Genomic DNA, 25,669 nt, shown 5'->3' on the forward strand with positions numbered 1-25,669 from the left:
CACACACCATGAACAAGGGCGCCAAGATCGGCATCAGCGCGGTCGCCACGGCCATGCTGGCGGTGGCCGGCTACGGGGCGTACAACATCGCCACGGCGGTCGGCGGCGGCAACAAGGCGGGCCCCCGCACGGTGGTCGCCGAGGCGCCCGGCGCGGACGCGGCGGCGGCCGGTGCCAAGGCCTTCCTCGAGGCGTGGGCCAAGGGCGACCTGGAGACGGCGGCGGCGCTGACCGACGCCCCCGGGGATGCGGTCACCACCCTGGGGGCCTTCCAGCAGAAGGTGGCGCCGACCGCGATCACGCTCACCCCCGGCGGCCCGGCCGCGGCCGCCCCGGCCGCCTCCCCGGCGGCCTCCTCGGCGCCGTCCGCCCCGGCGGGTACGGCGTCGGCCGCCCCGGTGCCGGACCACCAGGTGCCGCTCTCGTTCAAGGCCAAGGTCGAGTTCGCCCAGACCGGCACCGCCTGGAGCTACGACGGCGTGCTCGGCATGGTGAAGATGAGCGACGGCAAGGCGGCCGTGCACTGGATCCCGGGCGTGATCCACCCGAAGCTGGGCCCGGGCGAGTCGATCGCGGTCAAGCCGGTCACCGCGCCGACCACCTCGGTGGTCGACCGCCACAACAAGGCGCTGAACTTCCCCTCGATCACGGCGCAGCTGGGCCAGATCAAGGCGCCGGCGCCGGACGGCTCGGCCACCGCCGGCAGTGCCGTGGTGATCAGCGACGACACCGGCAAGGCGAAGCCGGAGACGGTGTTCACCATCGTCGAGCCCAAGCCCGCCCCGCCGCTGAAGCTCACCATCGACGCCGACCTGCAGAAGGCCGCCGAGGCGGCCGTCCAGGAGGCCTCCAAGGGCGGCACGCTGAAGTCCTCGATCGTGGCGGTCGAGCCGAGCACCGGGAACATCCTGGCGTTCGCCAACGCCCCGACCACCGGCCAGAACCGGGCCTTCGGCGCCTCCATCGCCCCCGGTTCCACCATGAAGATCATCACTTCGGCGGCCCTGATGGAGGCCGGGGTCACCCCGGACACCCCGGTGGCCTGCCCGGACGGCACCAACGTCGGCGGCCAGGACTTCAAGAACGACTTCCCCGACGCGCACCTGGACTACAAGTTCCGCCAGGACTTCGCCCAGTCGTGCAACACCGCCTTCATCAACGAGGGCAAGGCGCGGCTGAAGAACGACACGCTGCCCGCGATGGCCAAGGACGTGTTCGGGCTCGGCCTGGTGTGGCAGACCGGCCTGTCCAACTTCGACACCGCCGTCCCCGCCCCCAAGGGTGCCAACGAGATGGTGGCCGAGTTCATCGGCCAGGGCCGGATCCAGACCAACTCGCTGGCCATGGCCTCGGTCTCGGCCACCGTGCAGAGCGGAACGTTCCGCCAGCCGGTCCTGATCGCGGGCCTGCCGCAGACCCCGGCCAAGCGCCAGCTGTCCGCGGACGTGCTGACCGGCCTGCGGACGGTGATGAACGAGACCGTGCGCACCGGCACCGCGGCCAAGCTGATGTCCGGCATGGCGTCCGGCTCCGGCGCCAAGACCGGCACGGCGGAGGTCGGCAACCAGGCCGCCGCCAACAGCTGGTTCACCGCCTTCCGGGGCAACCTGGCCGTCGCCGCCGAGGTCGAGGCCGGCGGGCACGGCGCCGACGCGGCCGGTCCGGCCGCCGTGAAGCTGCTGCAGATCGGCAACGGCTGAGCCCGGCGGCCGAGCCGTCCGCCCGCCGTCACGCCCGGCCGTCAAACCCAGCCGTCACACCCGCCGTCACACCCCGGCCAGCACCGCCGGGGTGTGACGCCGTCCCCGTCCGCCGCGCCAGCCCCAGCTGTGGGTGGCCAGCCGCGGCCAGATCACCAGGACGGTCGGCAGCGCGAGATACCCGAAGCGGCCCGCCGGGGCGAGCATGAAGGCGACCGCCAGCCCGGCGGCCAGCAGGTCGCAGGCGGCGACCGCGGAGGTCGGCGGGTAGGCCAGCAGCCACAGCGCGACGGCCAGGCCCGCCAGGCAGAGCAGGGTGAGCGAGATGGTGTGCCCGGTCGGGCCGAGCCCGGCCAGGACCTTGCCGGGCAGCGGGCTGCCGGCCGGGGTGTGCACGGCGGTCAGCCCGAGCGGGAAGCGGACCACCTGTTCGCGCAGCTCGCGGCCGGCGCTCAGCGCGGTCGGCAGGATCACCGCGACGGTGACCGAGAGCGCCACCGCGGCGGCGCGGGCGGCGGGCCGGCGGCCGTACAGCCGCCACAGCAGCAGCACCGCGACCGGCAGGGCGGGCCAGGCCGTCCACTTGAGGGTGCAGGCCAGCGCCAGGACCAGCCCGGCGGAGACCGGGCGGCCGCGGGCGGCGAGCGCCATCGCCAGGCAGCAGACGCCGATCAGCGGCAGGTCGACCCCGCCGACGGCGAGGGCCAGCGCGATCAGCGGGGAGGCGGTCAGCGCGGCGAGCGGGAGCAGCGGGGCCCGGTCGGGGGTGGCCGGGCGCAGCAGCCGCCAGCAGGCCAGCAGGCAGACCAGCAGGGTGGCGGCGAACCAGATCCGGGCGTCGCCGAGCACCAGGGTGACCGGGTTGCCGGAGCCGAGGGCCGCCCGGGGCATCCCGAACAGGGCCATCGCCGGCAGGTACGGGTTGTAGTCGGTGACCTGGACCGGGTCGGCCAGGTACGGGCTGCCGGTGTGCAGCAGCAGGTGGGCGGAGCGTTCGACCACCATCACCTCGGACTGGTGCCGGCCCTGGACCGCGAGCAGGATCAGCGGGGCCAGCACCGCGCCGGCCAGCGCCACCAGGGCGGCGGCCCGGGGGCCCAGGCGCGGCGGCAGGGTGAGGCACAGGACGGCGGCCAGCGCGTAGGTCGGGGCGGCGACGGTGCCCCAGAAGACCTGGTTGGAGAGGTCGGAGACGAGCGGGAACGCCTCGGCCCAGCCGGCCGCGACCAGGCAGCCGAAGGCCTGGACGCCCCGGTGGCCGGCCCACCGGCCCGGGTCGCGGTCGCGTGGGGCGCGCTGCCGGGGGACCTTCCCGTCGCCGCCTGAGCCGCGGCTCCCGCGCACGGCGCAGTCGGCCTGCCCGGCGGGGGACTGCGGACGTGTGCTCACCATGGCAGGAAGATTAGGCGGTTGCGTGTGCGCTGTCCCCGCACTCGGCGCGCTTGTTCTGTGGAGCTTCGGCCCGGGTGGGGGCCGCCGGCCTTCGCCGGCGGCCCCGGACCGGCTCAGCGGTCCGCTGCCCGGTCCGTCCCGGAACGGGTTAGGGCGAGCTTCGAGTGCTTGACGCTGTACCCGAAGTACACGACGGCGGCGACCGCCAGCGCCACGCCGAAGGCGGCGAAGGTGGTGCCGTGCAGGCCCTTGATCAGGTAGATGCAGAAGCCCAGGCTGGCCAGCGGCACGACCGGGAAGAGCGGCACCTTGAAGCCGCGCGGCAGGTCGGGCTGGGTGCGGCGGAGCACCATCACGCCGACGGACACCACCGAGAAGGCGACCAGGGTGCCCAGGCTGGTGAGGTCGGTCAGCACGTCCAGCGGGACGAAGGCGGCCAGCAGGGCCACCGCGACGCCGACCACCAGGGTGTTCCACACCGGGGTGCCGGTCCGCGGGGAGACCTGGGCGAAGCGCGGGGGCAGCATGCCGTCGCGGCCCATCGAGTACAGGATCCGGGTCTGGCCGTAGATCACCACCAGGGTGATGCTGAAGATCGACACGATCGCACCGAGCGCGAACAGGGTGGCCGGCCAGCTCTGCCCGGTGACGTCCTGGAGGATCTGCGCGAGCCCGGCCTGCTGGCCCTCGAAGTCCTGCCAGGGCTGCGCGCCGACCGCGGTGACCGCGACCGCGACGTACAGGAGGGTGACCACCACCAGGGCGATGATGATCGCCAGCGGGAGGGTGCGGCGCGGGTTCCTGACCTCCTCACCGGCGGTGGACACGGCGTCCAGGCCGATGAAGGAGAAGAAGATGCTGGAGGCGGCCGCACTGATGCCGCTCCACCCGTGCGGGGCGAAGTTGCTGAGGTTGTCGGCCTGGAAGCCGGTCAGGCCGATCGCCACGAAGAGCACCAGGATCGCGATCTTGATCCCCACCATGACGGTGTTGACCTTGACCGACTCGCTCACCCCGCGGATCAGCAGCGTGACCACCATCGCGACCAGGATCACCGCGGGCAGGTTGAAGTACCCGCCGCCGCCCGGCGGGTCGGCCAGCGCGGCCGGGATCCGGAAGCCGAACACCAGGTCGAAGAACTTGTTCAGGTACTCGCCCCAGCTGACCGCGATGGCCGACGCCGACACGCCGTACTCCAGCAGCAGGCAGACGCCGACGCCGAAGGCGACCAGCTCGCCCATGGTGGCGTAGGCGTAGGAGTACGAGGAGCCGGAGACCGGGATCGCGGACGCCATCTCGGCGTAGCACAGCGCGGTCAGCCCGGCCGTGACCGCGGCGAGCAGGAAGGACACCACGACGGCCGGTCCGGCCTGCGGCACCGCGTCGCTGAGCACGAAGAAGATGCCGGTGCCGACGGTCGCGCCGATGCCGATCGCGGAGAGCTGCCAGAGTCCGATCGAGCGCCGCAGGTGGATGCCGGAGCGGCCGCCGCCCTCGGGGGCGCCGGCGGCCGGGGCCTCGCGCCCCTCGCTCTCGGCGATCAGGGTGGCGACGGGCTTGCGTCTGAGGACTTGCCGGCTGAGGGCGGTGTTGCTGGCCAAAGCACGGATCTTTCCGGTCGGGGGGAGGGTGGATCGCGCGGCCGGTCACCCGGCGGCCTGGGGGTGCCACAGACGGGACCAACCGAACAAAGATGGGACAGTACCCCGCGAAAGCACCAGTGGTGCAATCGGCACCCGGCAGGGTCCGGCTTGTACGGATCGTCGCATGTCGACGGACATTTACGGACACATCGCCGCGAAGTCAGCCCTCGTCCAGGACCGCCTGCATGACGGACCGGGCGATCGGGGCGGCCAGCCTGCCGCCCGTCACATCGGTGGCGTCGCTGTCGGCGACCACCACCGCCACCGCGACCGGCGGCGGGTCCGCCGACCCCGCCGGGCGGGCCCAGGAGATGAACCAGGCGTAGGGCACGCCGGAGTTGCCGACCCCGTGCTGGGCGGTGCCGGTCTTGCCGCCGACGGTGGCGCCGGGGATCCGGGCGGCCCGCCCGGTGCCCTGCTCGACCACGTCCGTCATCAGCCCCTGCACCTGCCCGGCCACCGCCGCGCCCATCGCCTCCTTGTAGAGCTCGGGCCGCATGATCTGGACGGCGGTCCCGTCGGACTTCGTCAGCCTGTCCACAAGCTGTGGATACATCACCCGGCCGCCGTTGGCGACGCCCGCCGCGACCATCGCCATCACCAGCGGGGTGGCCGCGGTGTCGAACTGGCCGATCGAGGAGAGCGCCAGCTGCGAGGGCTCCATCTCGGTGTCGAAGTTGCTGCGCGCGGCCCGTACCGGGACGTCCAGCGACGCGTCGTTGAAGCCGAAGTTCTCGGCCATCGACACCATCCCCTGCTGGCCCACCTGCACCCCGAGGTAGCCCAGCACGCTGTTGCAGGACAGCACCATCGCGGTGTCCAGCGGCAGACCGGGCCGGTCGCACGCCGCGGTGTCGTTGACCAGGGTGGTGGTGGTCCCGGGCAGCACGTACGGCGAGGGCGCCCCGGTGGGCGCGGCCGGGTCGCTCACCACGCCGTCCTGGAGCGCGGCGGCGGCGGTGACCACCTTGAAGGTCGAGCCGGGCGGGTAGATCTGACGCAGCGCCCGGTTGAGCATCGGCTGGTCCGGGTCGGCCTGCAGCCGGTCCCAGGCCTGCCGGTCGGCGGCGCCGGAGCCCGCGAAGCTGCCCGGGTCGTACGAGGGGGTGCTGGCCAGCGCGAGGATCCGGCCGGTGGCCGGCTCGATCGCGACGACCGCGCCCTGCTGACGGCCGAGCCCCTTGACCGCGGCGTCCTGCGCCGCCCGGTCGATGGTGGTGACCACGTCCCCGCCGGGGTTCTGCCGGCGGCTGACCGCGTCCCACAGCGCCCACCCGGCGAGGCGGCTGTCGGTGCCGGAGAGCAGGTCGTCGTAGACGCCCTCGAGCTGGGTGTTGCCGTAGGTCTGGGAGGAGAAGCCGGTGACCGCGGCGTAGCGCGGGCCGTCGGTGTAGGTGCGCTCGTAGTCGAACCGCCCGCCGGTCGGGGTGGAGCCGGTCACCGGCTGCCCGGCCACCAGGATGTTGCCGCGCGGCTGGTCGTAGCGCTGCACGGTGAGCCGCTGGTTGGCCGGGTTGTGGTCCAGCTCGTCCTTGCGGAACACCTGGACCCGGGTGGCCTGTGCGATCAGCGCGACGATCAGCAGCACGCAGAAGGTCCCGGCCCGCCGGCCGGTGGTGGAGATGCCCGGCAGTCCCTGCGGGCCGCCGCCCGGGGCGCCGGGTTCGCCCCGGGACCGGCCGCGGCGGCGCATCAGGCCGCCCCGGCGGGCGGCGGCCGGCGGGCCAGGTCGCTCATCCGCACCAGCAGCGCCACGATCACCCAGTTGGTGACCACCGAGGAGCCGCCCTGCGCGATGAACGGCAGCGTCATCCCGGTCAGCGGGATCAGCGCCAGCACCCCGCCCGCCACCACGAACACCTGCAGCCCGACGATGGCGGCCAGACCGATCGCCAGCAGCCGGCCGAACGGGTCCCGCAGCGCGATGCCGGTGCTGAAGCCCCGGGAGATCAGCAGCGCGTACAGCAGGAAGACCGCCGTCAGGCCGGCCAGGCCGAGTTCCTCGCCGATGGTGGCGAGGATGAAGTCCGACTTGGCCGCGAAGCCGATCAGGATCGACCGGCCGACCCCGAGTCCGGTGCCCAGCAGCCCGCCCCAGGCGAAGGCGAACAGCGACTGGGCGATCTGGTTGGGCCCCTGGCCGGCGGCGATCGAGCCGAGCGGGTCCAGCCAGTCGGTGACCCGGCTGTGCACGTGCGGCGAGAGCCAGCCGACCCCCGCCGCCCCGACCGCGGCCAGGAACAGGCCGATCGCGATCCAGCCGCTGCGGGCGGTGGCCACGTACAGCATCACCACGAACAGGCCGAAGAAGAGCAGCGAGGTGCCCAGGTCCGTCTCCAGCACCAGGACGGCCACGAAGGCCGCCCAGATCAGCAGCACCGGGCCGATCACCCGCCCGCGCGGCAGCTGGAACCACAGCACCGTGCGGCCGGTCAGGGCGAGCGCGTCCCGGTGCACGGCCAGGTAGGCGGCGAAGAACACCGCCAGCAGGATCTTGGCGAACTCGCCCGGCTGGAAGGAGAGCGGGCCGATGGTGATCCAGATCCGCGAGCCGTACACCGGCGGGAAGAAGATCGGCAGGACCAGCAGTACCAGGGCCGCCAGCGCGCCCACGTAGGCGTAGCGCTGCAGGATCCGGTGGTCGCGCAGCAGCAGGACGACCGCGATGAACAGCGCCACCCCGAGGGCGGACCACAGCAGCTGGGTCGGTGCGGCCGCGCTGCCCGGGGTGGCCCGGTCCAGCCGGTAGATGACGACCAGTCCGATCCCGTTCAGCAGGATCCCGATCGGCAGCAGCAGCGGGTCCGCGTACCGGGCCTTCCAGCGCACCACCGCGTGGGCGAGCAGCGCCAGGACGCCGAGCGCGGTGCCGTACCCGGCGGCGTCGGAGGGCACCCGGCCGTCCAGGTTGGCGCCCACCTCGGCGTAGCCGAAGACCGGGATCAGCACGGCCGCGACGAGCAGGGCGAGTTCGGTGTTGCGCCGGGTGCGGACCGGCCGTCCGGCGGGGGCGCCGGCCCGGGCGGTCGCCGAGGGTGTGGCCACGGGCCGTCCTGTCCTGCCTCTGATCCTGCTTCCGGTCCTGCTTCCGGTCCCTGCTGGTGGGCTGCTCCGGGGATGCGGACCAGGGGCGGACCGGGTCGCGACCCGGTCCGCCCCTGGTCCGGCCGGCGGGCCGGCCGGCTCAGACCGCGGTGCCCTGCGCGGCCTTGACGGCCTCGCGCAGGTGCTCCTCCTCCTCGGTGGTCAGCGAGGTCTGGATGATCTTGCCGCCGAACGGCGCCAGCGCCGGGACCACCTTGTCCGCGGTCGCCTTGCGGACCAGCATGAAGACGGCGGCGCTGCCCGGCTGGAGGTGCTGGCCGACCTGGCGCATGAAGGTGTCGTCCACCCCGACGTCGGCGGACGCCCCGACCGCGGCGCCGGTGGCCCCGCCGAGCGCCGCGCCCAGGAACGGCATGAAGAACAGCAGCCCGATCACCCCGCCCCACAGTGCGCCGGTGGCGGCGCCCGCGCCGGTGGTGGAGACCATCTGGTGCAGCTTGATCTTCCCGTCCTCGCGGCGCTCCACGACCACGATGTCCTCCAGCTCGATCAGCTTCTGCTTCTGCAGGCCGACCGTCTCGTCCCGGACCTTCTGGGCGGTGGCGAGGTCCGGGTAGGCGATGGCGAAGAGGTTGCTCACGGGCGGGGTCCTTCCGGCGGGTGCGGGGGCCGGGCCTTCGGTCGGGCGCCGGTCCGGCTCTTCGAGCACCCTAACGAGGATTAGCCATATTTATAGGGCTTCCTGTCGGTGTGTCCGATATTGCCGGACCACCGCATCCGCCCGCCGTGCCGTCCGGCTCCCCCCTCGGCGGCGCCCGATCCCCTCCCCGGCAAGGGAAGTTCGCGGATCCGGTGCACATTGGGTGTTCGCAGTTGATGATCCATAGGATCGGGCCGTGACGACCACCAGTTCCCGACGGCCGGCCCGGCCGGCAGGCCTGCTGGCCGCACTGGCGATAACCGCCGGTGCGGTGCTCAGCGGCCTCCCGGCCCACGCCGACGAACCCAGCGGCGGCGCACCCGCCGCCACCCGCGAGGCCCCCAAGGTCGACCTCGTCCTCGACGTCAGCGGCTCCATGCGGGCCGAGGACATCCAGGGCAAGAGCCGGATCTCGGTCGCCCAGAAGTCGCTGAGCGACGTCATCGACGCGCTCCCGCCGGAGGCCGACTTCGGCATCCGCACCCTGGGTGCCACCTACCCCGGCAACGACAAGACCGAGGGCTGCAAGGACACCAAGCAGCTCTTCCCGGTCGGCAAGACCGACAAGGTCGAGGCCAAGACCGCGGTGGCCACCCTGCGGCCCACCGGCTGGACCCCGATCGGCCTGGCCCTGCGCGGCGCCGCCCAGGACCTCGGCGACGGCCCGACCACCCGCCGGGTGGTGCTGATCACCGACGGCGAGGACTCCTGCGCCCCGCCGGACCCCTGCGACGTGGCCCGCGAGCTCGCCGCCCGGGGCATCCCGCTGGTGGTCGACACCCTGGGCCTCGCGCACGACGACAAGACCCGCCAGCAGCTGCTCTGCATCGCCAACGCGACCGGCGGCACCTACACCGACGTGCGCACCCAGGAGCAGCTGACCCAGAAGGTCAAGCAGCTGGTCGGCCGCGCCGCCGACACCCACAACGTGACGCCCGCCAAGGCCGCCGGCACCGACAAGTGCGAGACCGCGCCGGTGCTCACCCCCGGCGTCTACACCGACCGGGAGAAGTTCTCCGAGCACCGGGTCTACCGGGTGCCGGTCAAGCCCGGCCAGGAGCTGCGCGCCTCGGTCAGCGTCACCCCGGACCGGGCGGTCGCCCGGGACTACGGGGTGCTGCTGCAGGCCACCGACACCGCGGGCCAGGAACTGGTCCGCGGCAGCGACGCGGGCAGCGGCCGCACCGACGTCGCCTCGACCGGCGTGCGCTGGTCTGCCCCCGACGCGCCGGACGCCTCCGACAGCCCGTCCGCCCCCTCCGGCACGTCCTCGGCGGCGGCCTCGGCGACCGGCCGGCCCTCGGCCGACGGCACGGTCTGCCTGATCGTCAGCAACTCCTTCGCCGCGCAGCCCGGCGTGCAGGCCGACCCCGGCCTGCCGCTGGAGCTCACGGTGGACGTGGCGGCCGCCTCGCCCGCCCCCGACGGTCCGGCCATGGGCCTGGGCCGCGGCTGGATCCTGCTGCTCACCCTGACCCTGGCCGGTCTGCTCACCGGACTGGTCTTCGGCTGGGTGGCACGCTGGCGAATCGCCGTCTGGCGGGAGAACTGACGATGCGTACCACGATGCGTACCCCGCTGAAGGCCCTGCGGACCGGGCTGCTCGCGCTCGGCCTGACCGCGCTCGCGGCTCCGGTGGCCTCGGCCGCCTCACCCTCCGCCGCGCCGTCCCCGTCCCCGTCCGGGTCGGCCTCGGCCTCGGCCGGCCCGGTGACCACCGCGGGGACCACCTTCCTGACCGCCGCCACCCTGGCGCCCGGCCAGGACGCCACCGTGGCGGCCTCCACCGGTGACTACCTGTACTGGGCGTTCGCCGCGTCCGAGGGCCAGACCGACACCGTGCAGGTCACCGTCACACTGCCGCCCTCGGCGGACCGGACCGGCCCGCAGACCTGGTCGGTGGAGCTGTTCGACGGCCTGCGCCGCCGGCAGTCCTGCACGGCCGGCCCGCAGAACGCCACCGCCCAGCAGAGCGCCGCCTCGGTGAGCCTGAGCTGCACGCTCCGGCAGATCCGGTCCTGGGCCGAGCCGTGGTCGGGCGACCCGCTGCCGGGGACGTACTACGTCCGGCTGTCGGTCGGCGACGTGCCGCAGCCCGACCTGGGCCTGGCCGCCCAGGTGCAGGTGCACATCACCGCCAAGGGCGGGGCGGACGACGCCCAGCCGGAGGGCGGTTCGCTGAAGGCGCCGCTGGTGCCGCCGGTCAACGCCGGTTCCACCGCCGCCCCCGGCGCCGCGGCGACCGGCAGCGCCGCACCGAACGCGACGGCCTCCCGGGCGGCCGCCCCGGCGGAGCCCGAGTCGCACTGGTACTCGGACGTGTTCTCCGGCTGGAACACCCGCTGGTTCTGGACCATCGCCGGCGGGGCGCTCGCCGCGCTGGCCGGTGTCGCGGGCTACACGCTGACCCGCCACCCGCGCGGGCGCCGCCCGGCCGGGCCGGTCCCCGCCCAGCGCCAGCCGCACGCCCCGCAGCCGGACCCGTACCGCAGCTGACGGGAGCCGCCCGTACGACACCGAAGGCCCGGCCGGAGTCCGCTCCGGCCGGGCCTTCGGCGTTGCCGGGGCCGTTCTCCTCGCCCGTTCGCCGCGCCCGGGCCGCCCGCTCAGCCGCCGGCGGGGACGGTGGCCCGGACGGCCGCGACCAGCGGGGCGAACTCGGCGCGCTGCCCGGCGGCGTCCAGCGCTTCGCGCAGGGCGGTGTCGTTGACCGGGCGGGCCAGTTCCAGCAGGGCCAGGCCGGCCGGGGTGACATCGGTGTAGATGCCCCGGCGGTCGGTGGCGCACAGGTAGCGGGTGAGCAGGCCGCGCTCCTCCAGCCGGCTCACCAGCCGGGTGGTCGCGCTCTGGCTGAGCACCACGGCCTCCGAGAGCTCGTGCATCCGGAAGTGGCCGCCCTCGCCGTCGTGCTGCGCGCTGAGCACGTCGAGCACGGAGAACTCGCGGACGCTCAGCTCGTGCGCGGCCTGCAGGGCCCGTTCGACGTGCGTCTCGATCCGGCCGTGCAGCGCGGACAGCGCGCACCAGCCCTGGGCGAGCGCGGGTTCGGGTCGGCTCATCGGGACTCCCTCCGGGTCGTACCGCCAGGGTAGTCGACGCGCGCAACATCCGGCGTGGGCAATATCAAGCGTTTGCAAGTATCGGCGTGTGCAATTACTGTCGGAGCCTGTAACCCCCGTTCGCAACCACCGAGAGGCCTCCCCATGCCACTCGCCCTGCTCGCGCTCACCATCGGCGCCTTCGGCATCGGCACCACCGAATTCGTGATCATGGGACTGCTGCCGGACGTCGCCGCGTCCTACGGCGTCCCGATCCCCACCGCAGGCCTGCTCACCACCGGCTACGCGCTCGGTGTGGTGGTAGGCGCGCCGGTCCTCGCCGTGCTCGGCACCCGGATCAGCCGCAAGCGCATGCTGATGGCCCTGATGGGCCTGTTCATCGTCGGGAACCTGGTCTCCGCGGCCGCCCCCACCTTCGGCGTGATGCTCACCGGCCGGGTGATCGCCTCGCTGGCCCACGGCGCCTTCTTCGGGATCGGCTCGATCGTCGCCGCCCGCCTGGTCGCCCCGCAGAAGCAGGCCGGCGCCATCGCCATGATGTTCACCGGCCTGACCGTCGCCAACGTGGTCGGCGTCCCGCTCGGCACCCTGATCGGCCAGCAGCTCGGCTGGCGGATCACCTTCGTCCTGGTCGCCGCGCTCGGCGTGCTCGGCCTGCTCGGGGTCGCCGCCCTGATCCCCCAGGACGAACGCCCCCGCCGCGGCGAGGCCCGGATCCGCCGGGAGCTGGCGGCCTTCCGCAACGTCCAGGTGGTGCTCGCGATGGCGATGACCGTGCTCGGCTTCGGCGGCGTGTTCGCGGCGATCACCTACATCAGCCCGATGATGACCGAGGCCGCGGGCTACGCGGACGGCTCGGTGACCTGGCTGCTGGTGCTGTTCGGGCTGGGCATGGTCGCGGGCAACCTGGTCGGCGGCCGCTACGCCGACCGTCGGCTGATGCCGATGCTCTTCGTCGCCCTCGGCTCGCTCGCCGTGATCCTCGCCCTGTTCGCGTTCACCGCGCACAGCAAGCCGCTGGCCGCCCTCACCATCCCGCTGATCGGCGCCTTCGGCTTCGCCACCGTCCCGCCGCTGCAGAAGCGCGTCCTGGACCAGACCGCCGACGCCCCCACCCTCGCCTCCGCCGTCAACATCGGCGCCTTCAACCTCGGCAACGCGCTCGCCGCCTGGCTCGGCGGCCTGGCCCTCACCGCGGGACTCGGGGCGACCGCCCCCAACTGGGTCGGCGCCCTGCTGGCCGCCTCCGCCCTGGTCCTGGCCGTCGTCTCGGTCACCCTGGAGCGCCGCTCCCGCGACCGCTCCCCCGCGGCCACCCGCCCCGAGCCCGCACCGGTCGGCTGACCCACCCCGGTCGACCCACCCGGCCGGCCGGACCGGCCCCGGCCGCCGGGCCGCCACCCGTCCAGGGGGAACGGGCGGCGGTCCGGCGGCGCGGATCAGCCGCCCGCGTCGAGGAGTTCGAGGATCCGGGCCGCCGAGGTACCGAGCCCGCTCGGCCGGCCGAACCCGGCCCCGGCGCCGGATACCTCCGCCGCCGGCTGCGGCAGCCCGCCGCCGAAGTGCCGAACCAGGTCGGCCTCACCGTAACGACGGCAGTCCCGGTGCCATTTCAGGATCCCGGCGAGCCAGTCCTGCAACTCCGCCACATAGCCGTCGAGAACGTCCCGCGCCTCCGGTCCCAGGCCGAACCCCTCGTACAGCAGGGGCAGTTCGACCTCGGCGACGTGCTGGAACTGCCGCATCCGCGAGGTCATCAGATCGTGCACCACCGCCAGCGCGGCCGGCTGGTCGCAGTCGAAGAAGTTCTGCACCACCAGCACACCGTTGTGGATCTCGCCCTCGTACTCGATCTCCTTCTGGTACGAGAACACGTCGTTCACCAGGCAGGCGTAGTCGGCGGCCGCGTTCTCCAGCGAGCGCAGCGGGCCGCTCCGGTAGACCTCCGGCGGGACATCCTGGCCGTGCCCGAGCCGGCACAGGCTCATGGTCAGGTCCGAGCCGAAGGTCGCCCGCCGCATCTCCAGGTAGTCGACCGGGTCGGGGATACGGTTCTGCGCCTGGTTGGCCAGCTCCCAGAGCCAGCTGTCGGTCATGGACTCGACCGTCGTACGGAACCTGCGCCGCGCCTCCACCGTCATCGGCCCGGCGGTGCGCCGCCAGAGGTCGGCGAGCGCGCGCTCCAACGGCGTCGCCGGCACCGGCACGGCCTCGGTGTCCACCGGCATGAAGGCGGCCAGCCGCTCGGTGCAGGCCTTCGCGCCGGCCAGGTCGCGGGAGCGGCCGAACACCACCGGGTAGTAGTCGTCGGCGTAGGTCCCCCAGGTCAGCCAGGCCGAGCTCAGGTCCAGCTGCTCGGGCGAGGCGTCGGGGTGGATGCCGGCCGCGCAGAGCGGGAAGTCGTAGTCGACCAGCTTCTCCTCGCTCCAGATGTGCGAACCCGGGTCCCCCGGCTGCACGTCCAGCAGACCCGTCTCCCGCGCCCACCCGACCACGTTCCCGCGGGCGGCGTCCAGGTGCGGGCTCAGCCTGACCTCGAACGGCATGAAGAACTCCGGCAGCCGCGACGGCCCGACCGCCCGGTACGGCAGATGGCTGTGGCTGCGCCGCCGGCTGCCCGCGTCCAGCAGCCCGGCCGCCCGGCCCAGGTCGGCGGCCGAGGTGCCGATCCCGCCGATCCGGTACGGCTCCCAGTGGGTGGCCGCCGCGGCGCCGTCCGCACTGCCGTTCATGTACCGGCTGGACCGCAGGTGCCACTCGTGGCCGCCGGCCTGCCAGTCCTGCAGGCCCTTGACGTACGCCATCACCCGGGCCGTGCCCAGCAGGTCCAGGCCGGTCTCGGCGAAGAGCGGCGGCAGTTCGGTGAAGACGGTGTTCTCGAACTGCTGGAGCCGCGAGGTGAGCAGTTCGTTGACGGCGTCCGCGGCCTGCTGGGTGGTGCAGTCGAGGAAGGTCTCCAGGACCAGGACGCCGTTGCTGAGCTCGCCCTCGTCCAGGATCTCCCGCTCGTACGAGAACAGGTCGTTGCGCAGGTGCACGCCGTCCGAGAAGGCGTCCCTGAGCACCCGCAGCGGACGCGAGCCGGCCACCGAGGCGGGCACCTCGGCCTGCGCCGCGTACTCGATCAGACCGGCCGACCAGGGCGCGCCGCCGACCTTGCGGCGCATCTCGATGTACTCCACCGGGTTGGCGATCCGGTGGATGTCGATGTTGGCGAGCTCCCAGTCCGACTCGTCGAGCAGGTTGCGGGTGCTCTCCGCGAAGCGCTGCCGCCACTCCGCCGACATGCTCGGCACGGTCCGCGCCCACAGGTCGGCCAGCCCCGCCTCGACCGGGTTGGTCGGCTCCGGGAAGCCGTCCGCCAGGTCCATCGGCATGAACGCCGGCAGCCGGTCCAGGTACGCCTTGCCGCCCTTGCGGTCCCGGGTCCGCTTGAAGAACTCCAGGAAGTGGTCGTCGAAGAAGAAGACCCAGACGTACCAGTCCGTCACCAGCGAGAGCGCCGGGCCGTCGCAGTCGGGATGGGTGTACGCGCAGAGCAGGGCGTAGTCGTGCGAGTCGAGGTCGTGCTCGTCCCAGACGCCCGACCCCTCCAGCATCCCCATCTCACGGGCCCACCTCTTGGTGTGCTCGCGGGCCTCCTCCAGACGGGGATTGAGCCGGGCCGGATACGGCAGGTAGAAATCCGGCAGTTCAAACGGCTGCGACACGTGCGTCGGCCCTTCGTCGACGATGGCGGCACCATGACATCAACGAGGGCGGACAGCGCCGGGCCCGGAATTCCGGCACCGTCGCACAGGCCGGTCCCCCGATGATCCGTCACGAGGCTAGGCGCCCGGCGCGGCCGACCCCGGCGAGCGCCCCCAATCTCGCCCGATCGGGTGAAACTCCTTGCCAACCAAGGGATCCCGGTGCGTCGGTGGCGGGTTCTACTCCTCGATCGCCCCGCCGATCCGGCGCAGGTGCTGCCGGAAGCTGTACGAGGGGTCGGCGGCCCGGCGGGCCAGGAAGTCGTCGAAGGCGGTCTGCTGCCGCAGCGTCCGGCCGTCCCGGATGGCGCGGGCCTGCTCGCGCTCGGTCTCCCGGATCCGCCGCGCCGTGGCGAGCACCTCCGGCACCCGGTCGGCCGCGACGAACAGCACACCGTCCTCGTCCCCGAACACCAGGTCCTCGGAGCTGACCAGGTGCGGGCCGAACCGGGCGGTCAGCAGCGCCTCGGGCTCCCGCTCCGCCAGCCGCACCGGGCCCGGCGGGTGGCTGCCGTAGCTGAACACCGGCAGGCCGATCTCCACCAGCTCGGGCGTGTCCCGGTGCAGTCCCCACACCACCAGGCCGGCCACGCCCGCTGCCTCCGCCTCCAGTACGGCGAGGTCACCGACGCAGGCCTCGTCCGTACGGCCGCCGTTGTCGATCACCAGCACATCGCCCGGCCGGGCCGTCCCGTACGCCTCCAGGAACACGTCCACGCTGCCGTAGTGCCGCGCCGGCAGCACCCGCCCGGCGACCCGCTGCCCGGCCACCACCGCCCCGATCCCGGCCGGCGCCACCCGCAACGGCACCCCGGCCCGGACACACGCATCCGCCACCAGCGGCGTCGACAACTCGGCGAAGTCCTCCAGCACGGCACACTCCCCTGACTCTCCCGGACCTGAGCGGACCCGGACCCGACCCTCCCCCGGCCCGGGCGCCGGGCGGGCGTGCCGCGATCGTACGACCCACGGGCGCCTCCGGGTTGCCGGGCAGGCGGGCCCGTGTCGTGATGGCTTACGGAACGGTGCGGGCCCCTCGGGCTCGCACCGAAGGCCTGGGGCGAGCCCGAGGGGCCCGATCACCAGGCATAGGGACCCCGTTCGCTCGGACCCGCACGGACGTCCCGGGCACCCGCGACGACAGCCGACCGGAGGTCAGGGATGGCGGAGCAGACCGCTTCGGCCACGGGCGCACGTCGCGCCGCAGCGAAGGTCGCCCTCGCGCTCGGCCTGGTGCTGTTCGCACAGGCCCTGCTCGCGCTGTGCCTCGTCAGCGCCCAGCAGCTGCTCGTACCGCGGAACATGCCCTTCGGTGTGACCGGGCCGCCCTCCCCCGTGGTCGCCGAGGTCGCGTCGAGGACGGGACTGGCCCTGACCGCCTACCCGAGCCCGTCGGCGGTGACGGACGCGGCCGACCGGGGCGAGCTGTACGGCGCGTACCTCAGCGGCGATGCGGCCGACACGTTGATCGTCGTTCCGTCGAAGAGCTTCTTCGCCCAGACCGAGCTGGAGCCGGCGTTCGTGGCGGCGGCGCACAAGCTGGGCCGGCCGGTGACCGTGCAGACGGTCAGACCGCTCGCCCCCACCGACCCGGTCGGCGCCGTGACCTCGCTCCTGCTGCTGCCGCTGCTGATCGGCGGGTACCTGGCCGCCGTCCTGGTCTACAAAGCCGCCCACGGCACCGCCGCCGCGCCGTGGCGCGCGCTCATCCTGGCCGGGTACGCGCTGGTCGGCGCCGTGCTGACCGACCTGATCGCCGGCCTGGGGATCGGCGCGTACTCCAGCAGCCACTTCTGGCCGCTGCTGCCCTGCTTCTGGCTCGTCACCTCGGCGGTGGCCCTGGCGGCCGCGGCGCTGCAGGCCCTGGTGGGCCGGATGGGCACCCTGCTCGTGGCGGTGCTCTTCATCGTCATCGGCGGCCCGCCCGCGGGCGGGCTGGGCACCTACCTGCTGCCGGTCTACTGGCGCAACATCGGGGTGCTCTTCCCACCCCAGAGCGCGGTCACCCTGATCAACCACGTGCTCTACTTCGGCGGGAGCGACATCAGCACCCCGCTCGTCGTCCTGTTCCTCTACGCCTTCGCCGGAACGGCCGTCATCGCCTGGTACGGCCGCATCCGCCCGGCCAGGGCGGCGGCCCGGACAGCCGGCGCAGCAGCGCCCGCGTCCCCGGCGGCGAGCCCGTCCAACGGCCGGCGCGGCCTGACCGGAATCCTCGTGGCCCTGGGCATCTGCGCCGTCATGCAGTGCCTGTTCGCCACCACCTACATGAGCGCCTCGCACGCCCCCAAGGCCACCGACCTGCCGTTCGGCGCCGTCGGCAGCTCGCCCGTGCTGGCCGCGGCCGAGCAGCACATCTCCCTGAAGGTCACCCCGTACCCGGACGAAGCCGCCGTCAGGACCGCGATCGACGAAGCCCGGCTGTTCGGCGCGCTGATCTCCTCGGGCGGCTCGAACACCCTGATCGTGGTGCCGTCCATGAGCGACCTGGCGCCGCTCGACCTCGCCGCCAGGTTCGAGGACGCCGCCAAGGCCACCGGCCAGACCCTGCAGGTGCAGCAGTACGCCCCGACGCCGCTGGTGCCCAAGGACCCGTTCGGCCTGGTCCAAGCACTCATGCTGGTCCCGCTGCTCATCGGCGGATACATGAGCTCGACCCTGCTCATGGCCGCGACCGGGCGGGCGGCCGGCCGCTGGCGCGCCGCCCAGCTGGCCGGATTCGCCGTCGTGAGCGGACTCGTCATCGATGTGATCGTCTGCTACTGGCTGCGGGGGTTCCCCAGCAGCAGGTTCTGGATCACCTGGCCCATCTGCACGCTGATCGTCGCCGTGGTGGCGTTCGTCGCCGCGATCCTGCAGAAGCTGCTCGGGCCGGTGGGCACCCTGGTGACGGTCGTCGTGATGATCCTCTTCGGCAACCCGTCCTCCGGCGGCGCGACCGGCGTGCCCTACCTGCCCGCCTTCTGGCGCGACCTCGGCCCCTACCTGCCACCCCGCAACGGCTACCTCCTGCTGCACCACACGATCTACTTCGACGGCCACGGAACCGGCCGGGCGCTGACCACCCTGCTCATCTACCTGGGCGTCGCAGCGGCCGTCCTGATCGTGCTCGACCTGCGCCGCCCGGAGGCCGCGGTACCGGTCGACGCCACCGAGGCGGCGGCCGTGGCCGTCCCGATCGGAGCCACGCCGTGACGTCCCCGCCCGCAGCGGATCCGGCGTCAGCTCCTCGAGCCGCGCCCGGGTACCGCCGGAGGCGGCCCGTCGACGCGATGGTCGTTTCCCGTCCCGGCGACGCACCGGCTCTGCCCGCCGTCGGATCTTGACGGCGTCGGACGGCGGCCTGAGATCGTTGCCGCATGTTCACCACACCTGCCCGGCCGGTCGACATCCTCGCTGTCCTGCCCGAGCTCGCGGTCCACGCGAAGAGTGCGACCCGCCTGCACCCGCGGCGCGGGGTACCGGCGCCGGCTGCGAGTTCCGTGGCCGGGCCGATGCTGTGGCCTACGGGTGAGCCGTGGCCGACCTGCCGACTGCCCCACATGGTGCAGGTCGAGCGGGAGGCCACCGCGGAGGAACTGGAGAGGTTCCGGCACTCCGACGAGGTCGGCGACCAGCGGTTCGCACAGCTGATCTCCCAGTTCCCCGATCAGGTTGCCGACCCGGACTCGCCCCTGAGCAGGATGCTGGCCAAGCGGCAGGAATTCCTGCGCGAGGCCGGGGCCCGGCCCCCTCGTGGGGCGACCCTGAAGACCTGGGCACCGGCCACTCCCGCCGAACCGGTCGTCATGCTTCCCGTCGTTCAGCTGCACGCTGCCGACATCTCCGAGGTCCGGTTCCCGGCCGGGACGGACCTGCTCCAGATCCTGTGGTGCCCGTATCAGCATCCTGATGTCCCAGGGATGCACGAGCACTACCGCGGGCCGGCCCCGAAGGTCATCTGGCGGGCCGCCGGGCCGCTCGCGGACACGGTCTTCCCGGCCCGCGGCGCCCCGGCGGACAGCGGCTACGTCCTGGAGCCGTGCGTTCTGCATCCCGAGCGCATCACCGAGTACCCCGACCTCGAGGATCTCCCCGACCCGTTGCAGTCGCGTGTGCACGCCTGGCAGGAGAGCCTCGGCGAGGAGCCGGGCCACGACTATCGCAACGATCTTGCCGTGGCACCCGGGCTCAAGACCGGTGGATGGCCGTACTGGCCGCACTGTCCCAGGCCGGTCCGGTGCAGCTGCGGCTCGGAGATGAGCCTGCTCCTGACGATGCCCCACGGGGAACGCGGCGCACCGAGCTGGACCCCGTCGGAGGAGCGATTCCGGGCCTCCGAGCGCGGCTACGACGCGGAGTTCCACGATCCGACGGGCTTCAGCGGTGCCCGCGACGAACTGCTCTTCTTCGTCTGCAGGCAGGACCCTCGCCACGATGTGTGGATCTCCATCGAGTAGTCACCTGCCGGACCTTGTCGGGGCAGACGCGAAATGCCCGCGGCCTGCCGATCCGCGCGCCGGAGCCGCCCGTTCCGGGGGAAGCGGGCGGCTGCGGCGGGAGAGCGGTCGGCAGGGTCAGCCGGTCACGGTGGGGAGCTTGGTGGTGAGGGCGGTGGGAACGAGGACCACGTCGGCCGCGTTGTAGGACCCCGCGGCGGCGGCCTTCTTGCTGCCACCGCCGACGACCTGCCAGACCGTCGCGCTGTCGGGGGACTTCAGCAGGGTGCCGTCGCTCGGCGCGGCCTTGGCGGCAGCGCCGTTCAGCCAGGTGCCGGGAACACCCATCAGGGACTGCTTGTCATAGCCGAAGCCGGTGAAGTCCGCGTTGGTGAGCGGCACGGCCATGCCGCCGGCGGTCACATAGACGGTCGCGTTGGCACCCGAGACGTCCTTGACCACGGTGCCGTTCTGGATCTGCTTGGCGACCGCCCCGCTCAGCCAGGCCTCGGGCACGCCCATCAGCGACTGCTTGTCATAGCCGTTGGCGGTCCACTCGGTGCCGGAGATCGGCAGCGCCGTGCCGTTGATCATCACGTAGATCGACGGGTCGGTGCCCTTCTGGCCCTGCACCACGGTGCCCGCCGGCAGGGTGCCCTGCTTCGCCGCGGCCAGCCACGCACCGGGGACACCCATGTCCGACCGAAGGTTGTAACCGTCCGCGTTCCACTCCGAACCCGCGATCGGCAGCGCCACACCGGCCACCATCACGAAGCGGTCCGAACCGCCCGCCTCGTCGTGCACCACCGTGCCCGCGGCGGGCGAGGACTGCCTCGCCGAGGCCAGCCACGACGACGGAACCCCCATGTCCGACCGAAGGTTGTAACCGTCCGCGTTCCACTCCGAACCCGCGATCGGCAGCGCCGCACCGGCCACCATCACATACCGCGCCGCACCACCGGCCTGGTCGTGCACCACCGTCCCCGACGGCAGGGTGGCCGCCAGCGCGTTGAAGGCCGCGTCATCGACCGTCACGACCTTGGACAGGTCGTAGCCGTCCGGCGCCACGTCCGAACCGTTGACGTACAGGCCGGCGCCGTTGATCAGCACCTTCACCGACGGGCCGTTCGGCGACTTGACCAGCGAACCGGCGGGCAGCGAGGACGGCGCCGGGTAGGTCGGCGAGCTCGGGTACGGGTTGCTGTGGTCGCCGACCAGCGGGCCGCCGCAGCTGGGCCAGGCGCCGGCGCCCTGGGGACCGTTCAGCACCTTCTCGGCGATCAAAATCTGCTGCTGCTTGGTCGCCTGGTTGGCGTACGAGGCGTAGGCGTTGCCGCCGTACGCGTTCCAGGTGTGCGAGTCGAACTGCAGGCCGCCGTAGTAGGTGACGCCGCCGGTCGTGTGCACGATGTCCCATCGGCCGCTGCTCTCGCACTGGGCGACCTTGTCCCAGTTGGAGACCGAGGCTGCGGACGCCTGTCCGCCGAGCACCAGCGGGGCGGCGAGGGCGAGCAGGGCGGCGCCGGTGAGGGCGAGGACGGACTTCCGGTGGATGTTCGCGGTCATGGTGGGTTCCCCCCGTGGGTGTCGGTCGGCGGTGCGTCGGTTCGGTCGGCGATGGCCGGGCAGCCCGGGCGGTGGTCCCGGGCTGCCCTGGCTGGAGGCGCGGTTACTGGACGGTGGGGAGCTTGGTGGTGAGGGCGGTGGGGACGAGGACCACGTCGGCCGCGTTGTAGGAGCCCGCGGCGGCGGCCTTCTTGCTGCCGCCGTTGACGACCTGCCAGACCGTGCTGCTGTCGGGGGACTTCAGCAGGGTGCCGTCGCTCGGCGCGGCCTTGGCGGCAGCGCCGTTCAGCCAGGTGCCGGGAACACCCATCAGGGACTGCTTGTCGTAGCCGAAGCCGGTGAAGTCCGCGTTGGTGAGCGGCACGGCCATGCCGCCGGCGGTCACATAGACGGTCGCGTTGGCACCGGAGATGTCCTTGACCACGGTGCCGTTCTGGATCTGCTTGGCGACCGCCCCGCTCAGCCAGGCCTCGGGCACGCCCATCAGCGACTGCTTGTCGTAGCCGTTGGCGGTCCACTCGGTGCCGGAGATCGGCAGCGCCGTGCCGTTGATCATCACGTAGATCGACGGGTCGGTGCCCTTCTGGCCCTGCACCACGGTGCCCGCCGGCAGGGTGCCCTGCTTCGCCGCGGCGAGCCACGCACCGGGGACGCCCATGTCCGCCCGCAGGTTGTAGCCGTCCGCGTTCCACTCCGAACCCGCGATCGGCAGCGCCACACCGCTGACGACCACGTAGCGGTCCGCACCGCCCGCCTCGTCGTGCACCACCGTGCCCGCGGCGGGCGAGGTCTGCCGGGCCGAGGCCAGCCACGAGGACGGAACCCCCATGTCCGACCGGAGGTTGTAGCCGTCCGCGTTCCACTCCGAACCCGCGATCGGCAGCGCCGCACCGGCGACCATCACGAAGCGGTCCGCGCCGCCGCCCTGGTCGTGCACGACGGTGCCGGACGGCACCGAACTCGGCAGGGCCCAGAACTTCGCGTCGTCGACGGTGACGACCTTCGAGAGGTCGTAGCCGTCCGGCGCCACGTCCGAGGCGTTGACGTACAGGCCGGCGCCGCCGATCATCACCTTCACCGCAGCGCTGCTCGGCGACTTGACCAGCGTGCCGGCCGGCAGGGACTGCGGGTCCGGGAGGCCCTGCGAGTCGTTGATGATGTTGTTGTAGCGCAGGCCGAAGTAGCCGCTCGCCGGGTGGCCACCGATGTTGCCGCTGTTGGTGTACGCGGTCGACTTGACCATGTCGGCTTTGGTGCTCGCCTCGGCGGTGTACGCAAAGAGGTGGTTCGCCTTGTCGATCCAGTGGTCGAACAGGACGATGTGGCCCGAGCCCATGATGGAGCCGTCGTGGGGATCGTTGTCGAGCGCGTCACCGGGCTGGAGGTCGTCCAGTGACACCCGGGTCGTCAGCGACCGCACGTCGATGGAGTCGGTGTTCTCGCTGCCGCTCAGGTGCCAGGCCATCGAGACGAAGCCGGAGCAGTCGGTGCGGTAGTACTTGCCGCCGACGTCGGTGGCGGAGGCGCTCTGGTTGTAGGGGACGTCGCGGTTGTACCAGTCGTTGGCCCGGGCGATCACCTCGCTGCGGGTGATCTGTCCGCCCACCGACGAAGCGGCGTGGGCGGTGCCGGTGGTGAGGGCGGTGCCGGCGACCGCGGCGGAGGCGGCGATGGCGGTGGCGAGGGTGGTGCGGGTGATCTTGGAGATCTTGGAGGAGGGCATGGCAAGGCTTCCTTCTGGAGGAGTGGATGAGGTGCGCCTCGGGCATGGCGAGGCAGCGAAGACCGTGGGGTGGCGCAGCGCCCCGTCAGGGGCGGCGCGGGTTCAGCGAGTGGCGCAGGTGGCGCCCGGCGGCGGGGCCGGGGGCAGGTAGCGCCGGTGGAGCAGCGGCGAGGCCTGGTGGCTGCGGGTGATCAAGTCGTGGGCCCGTCGGGCGGCCGGCCGGGCGCCCGGATCGGGGACGGTGAGCAGGTAGATCAGGAGGTCGGTGCGGTCGCCCTCGTTGCGGGCGGTGACGTGCTGGAGTCCGTCGGCGGGCCGTGCGTGGGCCCACAGGGCGCCGAGGACTTCCTCAGCCTCACCGGCTGCCGCCTCCGCCGGGGACCTGCGGCGCAGGGTGGCGTAGACGATGTCCACGGGAGGTCAGTCGCCCCAGGTGAAGGACGCGGCGACCGGGGTGGTGGCCGTGGCGGCGGAGGCGGCGGGGGCGGCGGCGAGGGCGGCGACGGTGACGGCGAGGACCGCGGCGGCCTGGGCGATGCGGGTGCGGAACATGAGAGTGACCTTTTCTGACGAGGGGTTGACTGCTTCCGGTCACACGTCCCGCGGTAGACACCGGACCGGCGTTCCGCCCGGTTTCCCTGGCGGCGATGACCAGCTTTCCTCGCCGCTGACCTGGGCGGAAGGACTTGCCGGTGTCCCCAACCCGACAGTCCGCTTCCGGACATAGGGGCATGCACATGTCATGAAAGTGCCTTCACCCAGGCCCCTCATCGAACGAATTTCCGGCACATTTGTCCCCCGCCGCACAGAAAAGCCCTTTTGATCATCGTTGAAGAAGGGTTTCCGACCTGCGAGGATTCGCACGCCATCGATCATGGTGGCGCGACTGTCGAGTCCTGGGGGGACGCGATGCTGGAGGCACTCGGGTTGTCGGCCGAGGCTGCCGCCGTCTACCGGGCGATGCTCGACCACCCGCTGCACGGTGTGGACGGACTCGCGGACCGGAGCGGCCTGACGCCCGTCCAGGTGCACGGATGCCTGGACGAACTCGGCGCGCTGATGCTCGTCAGGGCTTCCGCGGAACACCCGGGACAGCTGCGGGCGGTGGACCCCGAGATCGGGCTGGCCGACATGCTCGCCCGCCACGAAGCCGAACTCGCCGCCCGCCAGGCCCAGTTGGCCGCCTCGCGGGCCGCCGTCACCCGGATGGTCGCCGACCGCGCCGAGCACCGCTCCTCGCACGGGGAACGCCTGCTCGGGATGGACGCCATCCACAGCCGCCTGGAGCGGATGGCCCGCCAGACCAGTACCGAGGTCCTCTGCACCCAGCCCCGCGCCCAGCGCGCCGAGGACCTGGACGCCGGCCGGCCCGCCGACGGCGAGGCGCTCGCCCGCGGTGTCACCATGCGGACGCTCTACCAGGACGCCACCCGCCGCCAGCCGCACGTCACCGCGTACGCGCACTGGCTGCTCAGCCGGGGCGGCGAGGTCCGGACCGCGCCCGCGGTTCCCCAGCGGGTGATCATCGTCGACCGGGCCCAGGCGCTGGTCCCGATCGACCCCGCCGACAGCCGCAAGGGCGCGCTCCACGTCACCGAGCCCGGCATCATCGGCGCCCTGCTCGACCTCTTCGAGCAGGCGTGGAGCACCGCCGTCCCGCTCGGCGCGGCCCAGCCGGACGACCCGGTGACCGGGCTCACCCCGACCGAGCGCGAGCTCCTGCGCCTGCTCGGAAACGGCCTCACCGACGACGCCGTCGGTCAGCGCCTCGGCATCTCCTCACGCACCGTCGGCCGCCACATGGCGTCGATCATGGAGCGGCTGGACGCCAGCAGCCGTTTCGAGGCCGGGATCAAGGCCGCCCACAAGGGCTGGCTCTGACCGCCCGCCCGCCCGCCGACGGTCGGACCCGGGCGTAACGCGCGCCGAAGCGGCGTCGTGGGCGCCCTTGCCGCGGGGCCGGCGGGAGCGGCCCGCACCGGAGTGTTCGGCGGCGCGGACCCGGGCGATCGGTCCGGCCGCGCCGGCCCGGACTCGGCGAGGACGTGGATCGCATCGGACGGGCCCGCCGAGGCCGAAGCGGTCGGGGAACGGGCGACCCCGCGGCTCGGCACGGGCCACCCCGAGCCGTTCGCCGAGCCGCACGAAGAGTGACCGTCGAGTGTGAGCGTCAGCGGCGGGCCCGGTGGCGGTGGGCGCCCGGGCGAGGCCTTCCCTCGGCCCGGTGGCGGCTCCATGACCGCGGGGCGGGGACGAGTCCGCCCCTCCCCCTTCGACGGCCAGGAGGCCCGGTGTCGGCCTCGGTCAGGACCACGACGGACTCACGCCCATCCAGCCCCCGCCAACGGATCTCCCCCACCGCCCGGCTGACGAGCCGTCCGCCCGCGCCCCGAAGAGTCCGACCACAGGAGTCCGACCCCGAATGCACCCGCCAGGGCCCGCCGGGCTCGGCCACCGCCTCGAACAGGCCCCCACAACGCAGAGATCCCGCCCGATCGCAAGGATCGGACGGGATCTCGTCAACCATTCACGAGCCAACTCGCGAACAGTTGTTGGGTGGAGCTGAGGGGATTCGAACCCCTGACCCCCTCGATGCGAACGAGGTGCGCTACCGGACTGCGCCACAGCCCCAACGAGAAGAAACTCTATCACCTCCGCGGGGCCACTCATGACC

The 25,669-nt window shown here is 73.0% G+C and carries 19 protein-coding genes and 1 tRNA gene; 7 read left to right on the forward strand and 13 right to left on the reverse strand.

Translation table 11 applies throughout. The features are described 5' to 3' along the window. Positions 1 to 8: 8 nt before the first annotated feature. A complete protein-coding gene (locus AC2TEW_RS10350) occupies positions 9 to 1,700 on the forward strand; it encodes a penicillin-binding transpeptidase domain-containing protein (protein WP_484623081.1) in 1,692 nt (563 codons plus the stop codon). A gap of 66 nt (positions 1,701 to 1,766) precedes the next feature. Here the strand turns inward: AC2TEW_RS10350 and AC2TEW_RS10355 are convergent, their stop codons facing one another. From AC2TEW_RS10355 to AC2TEW_RS10375, 5 genes are all read right to left on the reverse strand, one after another. Further along, positions 1,767 to 3,092: a glycosyltransferase 87 family protein gene (locus AC2TEW_RS10355; protein ID WP_484623082.1), complete on the reverse strand. Its 1,326-nt coding sequence runs from the start codon at positions 3,090 to 3,092 to the stop codon at positions 1,767 to 1,769. A 113-nt stretch (positions 3,093 to 3,205) separates the two neighbouring features. Further along, a complete protein-coding gene (locus tag AC2TEW_RS10360; RefSeq protein ID WP_484623083.1) occupies positions 3,206 to 4,693 on the reverse strand; it encodes an APC family permease in 1,488 nt (495 codons plus the stop codon). A gap of 202 nt (positions 4,694 to 4,895) precedes the next feature. Further along, entirely contained in the window at positions 4,896 to 6,428 is a 1,533-nt protein-coding gene (locus AC2TEW_RS10365) for a penicillin-binding transpeptidase domain-containing protein (RefSeq protein WP_484623084.1), read from the reverse strand. Continuing rightward, positions 6,428 to 7,780 (reverse strand): FtsW/RodA/SpoVE family cell cycle protein, encoded by a 1,353-nt coding sequence (locus AC2TEW_RS10370; protein WP_484623085.1) that lies wholly within the window; start codon positions 7,778 to 7,780, stop codon positions 6,428 to 6,430. The genes AC2TEW_RS10365 and AC2TEW_RS10370 overlap by 1 nt, the downstream gene beginning before the upstream one ends. 139 nt (positions 7,781 to 7,919) lie before the next feature. Next, positions 7,920 to 8,420, reverse strand: coding sequence for a DUF1269 domain-containing protein (locus AC2TEW_RS10375; RefSeq protein ID WP_484623086.1), 501 nt, complete (start codon positions 8,418 to 8,420; stop codon positions 7,920 to 7,922). 256 nt (positions 8,421 to 8,676) lie between these two features. Between AC2TEW_RS10375 and AC2TEW_RS10380 the strand changes: the two genes are divergently transcribed. Next, entirely contained in the window at positions 8,677 to 10,032 is a 1,356-nt protein-coding gene (locus AC2TEW_RS10380; protein WP_484623087.1) for a VWA domain-containing protein, read from the forward strand. Between the two features lie 2 nt (positions 10,033 to 10,034). Further along, complete coding sequence (locus AC2TEW_RS10385; RefSeq protein WP_484623088.1) at positions 10,035 to 10,976, forward strand: peptidase; 942 nt, start codon at positions 10,035 to 10,037, stop codon at positions 10,974 to 10,976. Between the two features lie 110 nt (positions 10,977 to 11,086). On the opposite strand, the gene AC2TEW_RS10390 is transcribed toward AC2TEW_RS10385, so the two are convergent. Further along, on the reverse strand, positions 11,087 to 11,539 hold the full coding sequence (locus tag AC2TEW_RS10390; protein ID WP_484623089.1) for a MarR family winged helix-turn-helix transcriptional regulator: 453 nt from the start codon (positions 11,537 to 11,539) through the stop codon (positions 11,087 to 11,089). A gap of 144 nt (positions 11,540 to 11,683) precedes the next feature. Between AC2TEW_RS10390 and AC2TEW_RS10395 the strand changes: the two genes are divergently transcribed. Further along, complete coding sequence (locus AC2TEW_RS10395) at positions 11,684 to 12,883, forward strand: MFS transporter (RefSeq protein WP_484623090.1); 1,200 nt, start codon at positions 11,684 to 11,686, stop codon at positions 12,881 to 12,883. Between the two features lie 95 nt (positions 12,884 to 12,978). On the opposite strand, the gene AC2TEW_RS10400 is transcribed toward AC2TEW_RS10395, so the two are convergent. Beyond that, the gene (locus AC2TEW_RS10400) at positions 12,979 to 15,249 is read right to left on the reverse strand and encodes a family 2 encapsulin nanocompartment cargo protein terpene cyclase (RefSeq protein ID WP_484623091.1); all 2,271 of its coding nucleotides are present in this window, start codon (positions 15,247 to 15,249) and stop codon (positions 12,979 to 12,981) included. A 219-nt stretch (positions 15,250 to 15,468) separates the two neighbouring features. Then, a complete protein-coding gene (locus tag AC2TEW_RS10405; protein ID WP_484623092.1) occupies positions 15,469 to 16,161 on the reverse strand; it encodes an RraA family protein in 693 nt (230 codons plus the stop codon). 288 nt (positions 16,162 to 16,449) lie between these two features. Between AC2TEW_RS10405 and AC2TEW_RS10410 the strand changes: the two genes are divergently transcribed. Both AC2TEW_RS10410 and AC2TEW_RS10415 read left to right on the forward strand, forming a co-directional pair. Beyond that, on the forward strand, positions 16,450 to 18,483 hold the full coding sequence (locus AC2TEW_RS10410; protein WP_484623093.1) for a hypothetical protein: 2,034 nt from the start codon (positions 16,450 to 16,452) through the stop codon (positions 18,481 to 18,483). 164 nt (positions 18,484 to 18,647) lie between these two features. Next, the gene (locus tag AC2TEW_RS10415; RefSeq protein WP_484623094.1) at positions 18,648 to 19,727 is read left to right on the forward strand and encodes a hypothetical protein; all 1,080 of its coding nucleotides are present in this window, start codon (positions 18,648 to 18,650) and stop codon (positions 19,725 to 19,727) included. A 117-nt stretch (positions 19,728 to 19,844) separates the two neighbouring features. On the opposite strand, the gene AC2TEW_RS10420 is transcribed toward AC2TEW_RS10415, so the two are convergent. The 4 genes from AC2TEW_RS10420 to AC2TEW_RS10435 all read right to left on the reverse strand — a co-directional run bounded on the left by AC2TEW_RS10420 (position 19,845) and on the right by AC2TEW_RS10435 (position 23,547). Further along, positions 19,845 to 21,272 carry a transglycosylase family protein gene (locus AC2TEW_RS10420; protein ID WP_484623095.1) on the reverse strand — a complete coding sequence of 476 codons (1,428 nt, stop codon included), beginning with the start codon at positions 21,270 to 21,272 and terminating at the stop codon, positions 19,845 to 19,847. 103 nt (positions 21,273 to 21,375) lie between these two features. Then, positions 21,376 to 22,995 (reverse strand): NlpC/P60 family protein, encoded by a 1,620-nt coding sequence (locus tag AC2TEW_RS10425; protein WP_484623096.1) that lies wholly within the window; start codon positions 22,993 to 22,995, stop codon positions 21,376 to 21,378. A gap of 102 nt (positions 22,996 to 23,097) precedes the next feature. Next, positions 23,098 to 23,409 carry a hypothetical protein gene (locus AC2TEW_RS10430; protein WP_484623097.1) on the reverse strand — a complete coding sequence of 104 codons (312 nt, stop codon included), beginning with the start codon at positions 23,407 to 23,409 and terminating at the stop codon, positions 23,098 to 23,100. A gap of 6 nt (positions 23,410 to 23,415) precedes the next feature. Next, positions 23,416 to 23,547, reverse strand: a complete 132-nt coding sequence (locus tag AC2TEW_RS10435) for a hypothetical protein (RefSeq protein ID WP_484623098.1) — start codon at positions 23,545 to 23,547, stop codon at positions 23,416 to 23,418. 357 nt (positions 23,548 to 23,904) lie between these two features. Here AC2TEW_RS10435 and AC2TEW_RS10440 point away from each other — a divergent pair, with 357 nt between their 5' ends. Further along, the gene (locus tag AC2TEW_RS10440; protein ID WP_484623099.1) at positions 23,905 to 24,876 is read left to right on the forward strand and encodes a LuxR C-terminal-related transcriptional regulator; all 972 of its coding nucleotides are present in this window, start codon (positions 23,905 to 23,907) and stop codon (positions 24,874 to 24,876) included. Between the two features lie 676 nt (positions 24,877 to 25,552). Here the strand turns inward: AC2TEW_RS10440 and AC2TEW_RS10445 are convergent. Continuing rightward, positions 25,553 to 25,626, reverse strand: a tRNA-Ala gene (locus tag AC2TEW_RS10445). Positions 25,627 to 25,669 lie beyond the last annotated feature (43 nt).

The organism is Kitasatospora sp. NEAU-CNBT7, from assembly GCF_057220535.1.

Coding starts and splice junctions, on each gene's coding strand:
- AC2TEW_RS10350 (WP_484623081.1), top strand. CDS start 9: ATGAACAAGGGCGCCAAGATCGGCATCAGCGCGGTCGCCACGGCCATG.
- AC2TEW_RS10355 (WP_484623082.1), bottom strand. CDS start 3,092: ATGGTGAGCACACGTCCGCAGTCCCCCGCCGGGCAGGCCGACTGCGCC.
- AC2TEW_RS10365 (WP_484623084.1), bottom strand. CDS start 6,428: ATGCGCCGCCGCGGCCGGTCCCGGGGCGAACCCGGCGCCCCGGGCGGC.
- AC2TEW_RS10385 (WP_484623088.1), top strand. CDS start 10,035: ATGCGTACCACGATGCGTACCCCGCTGAAGGCCCTGCGGACCGGGCTG.
- AC2TEW_RS10390 (WP_484623089.1), bottom strand. CDS start 11,539: ATGAGCCGACCCGAACCCGCGCTCGCCCAGGGCTGGTGCGCGCTGTCC.
- AC2TEW_RS10395 (WP_484623090.1), top strand. CDS start 11,684: ATGCCACTCGCCCTGCTCGCGCTCACCATCGGCGCCTTCGGCATCGGC.
- AC2TEW_RS10410 (WP_484623093.1), top strand. CDS start 16,450: ATGGCGGAGCAGACCGCTTCGGCCACGGGCGCACGTCGCGCCGCAGCG.
- AC2TEW_RS10415 (WP_484623094.1), top strand. CDS start 18,648: ATGTTCACCACACCTGCCCGGCCGGTCGACATCCTCGCTGTCCTGCCC.
- AC2TEW_RS10420 (WP_484623095.1), bottom strand. CDS start 21,272: ATGACCGCGAACATCCACCGGAAGTCCGTCCTCGCCCTCACCGGCGCC.
- AC2TEW_RS10425 (WP_484623096.1), bottom strand. CDS start 22,995: ATGCCCTCCTCCAAGATCTCCAAGATCACCCGCACCACCCTCGCCACC.
- AC2TEW_RS10435 (WP_484623098.1), bottom strand. CDS start 23,547: ATGTTCCGCACCCGCATCGCCCAGGCCGCCGCGGTCCTCGCCGTCACC.
- AC2TEW_RS10440 (WP_484623099.1), top strand. CDS start 23,905: ATGCTGGAGGCACTCGGGTTGTCGGCCGAGGCTGCCGCCGTCTACCGG.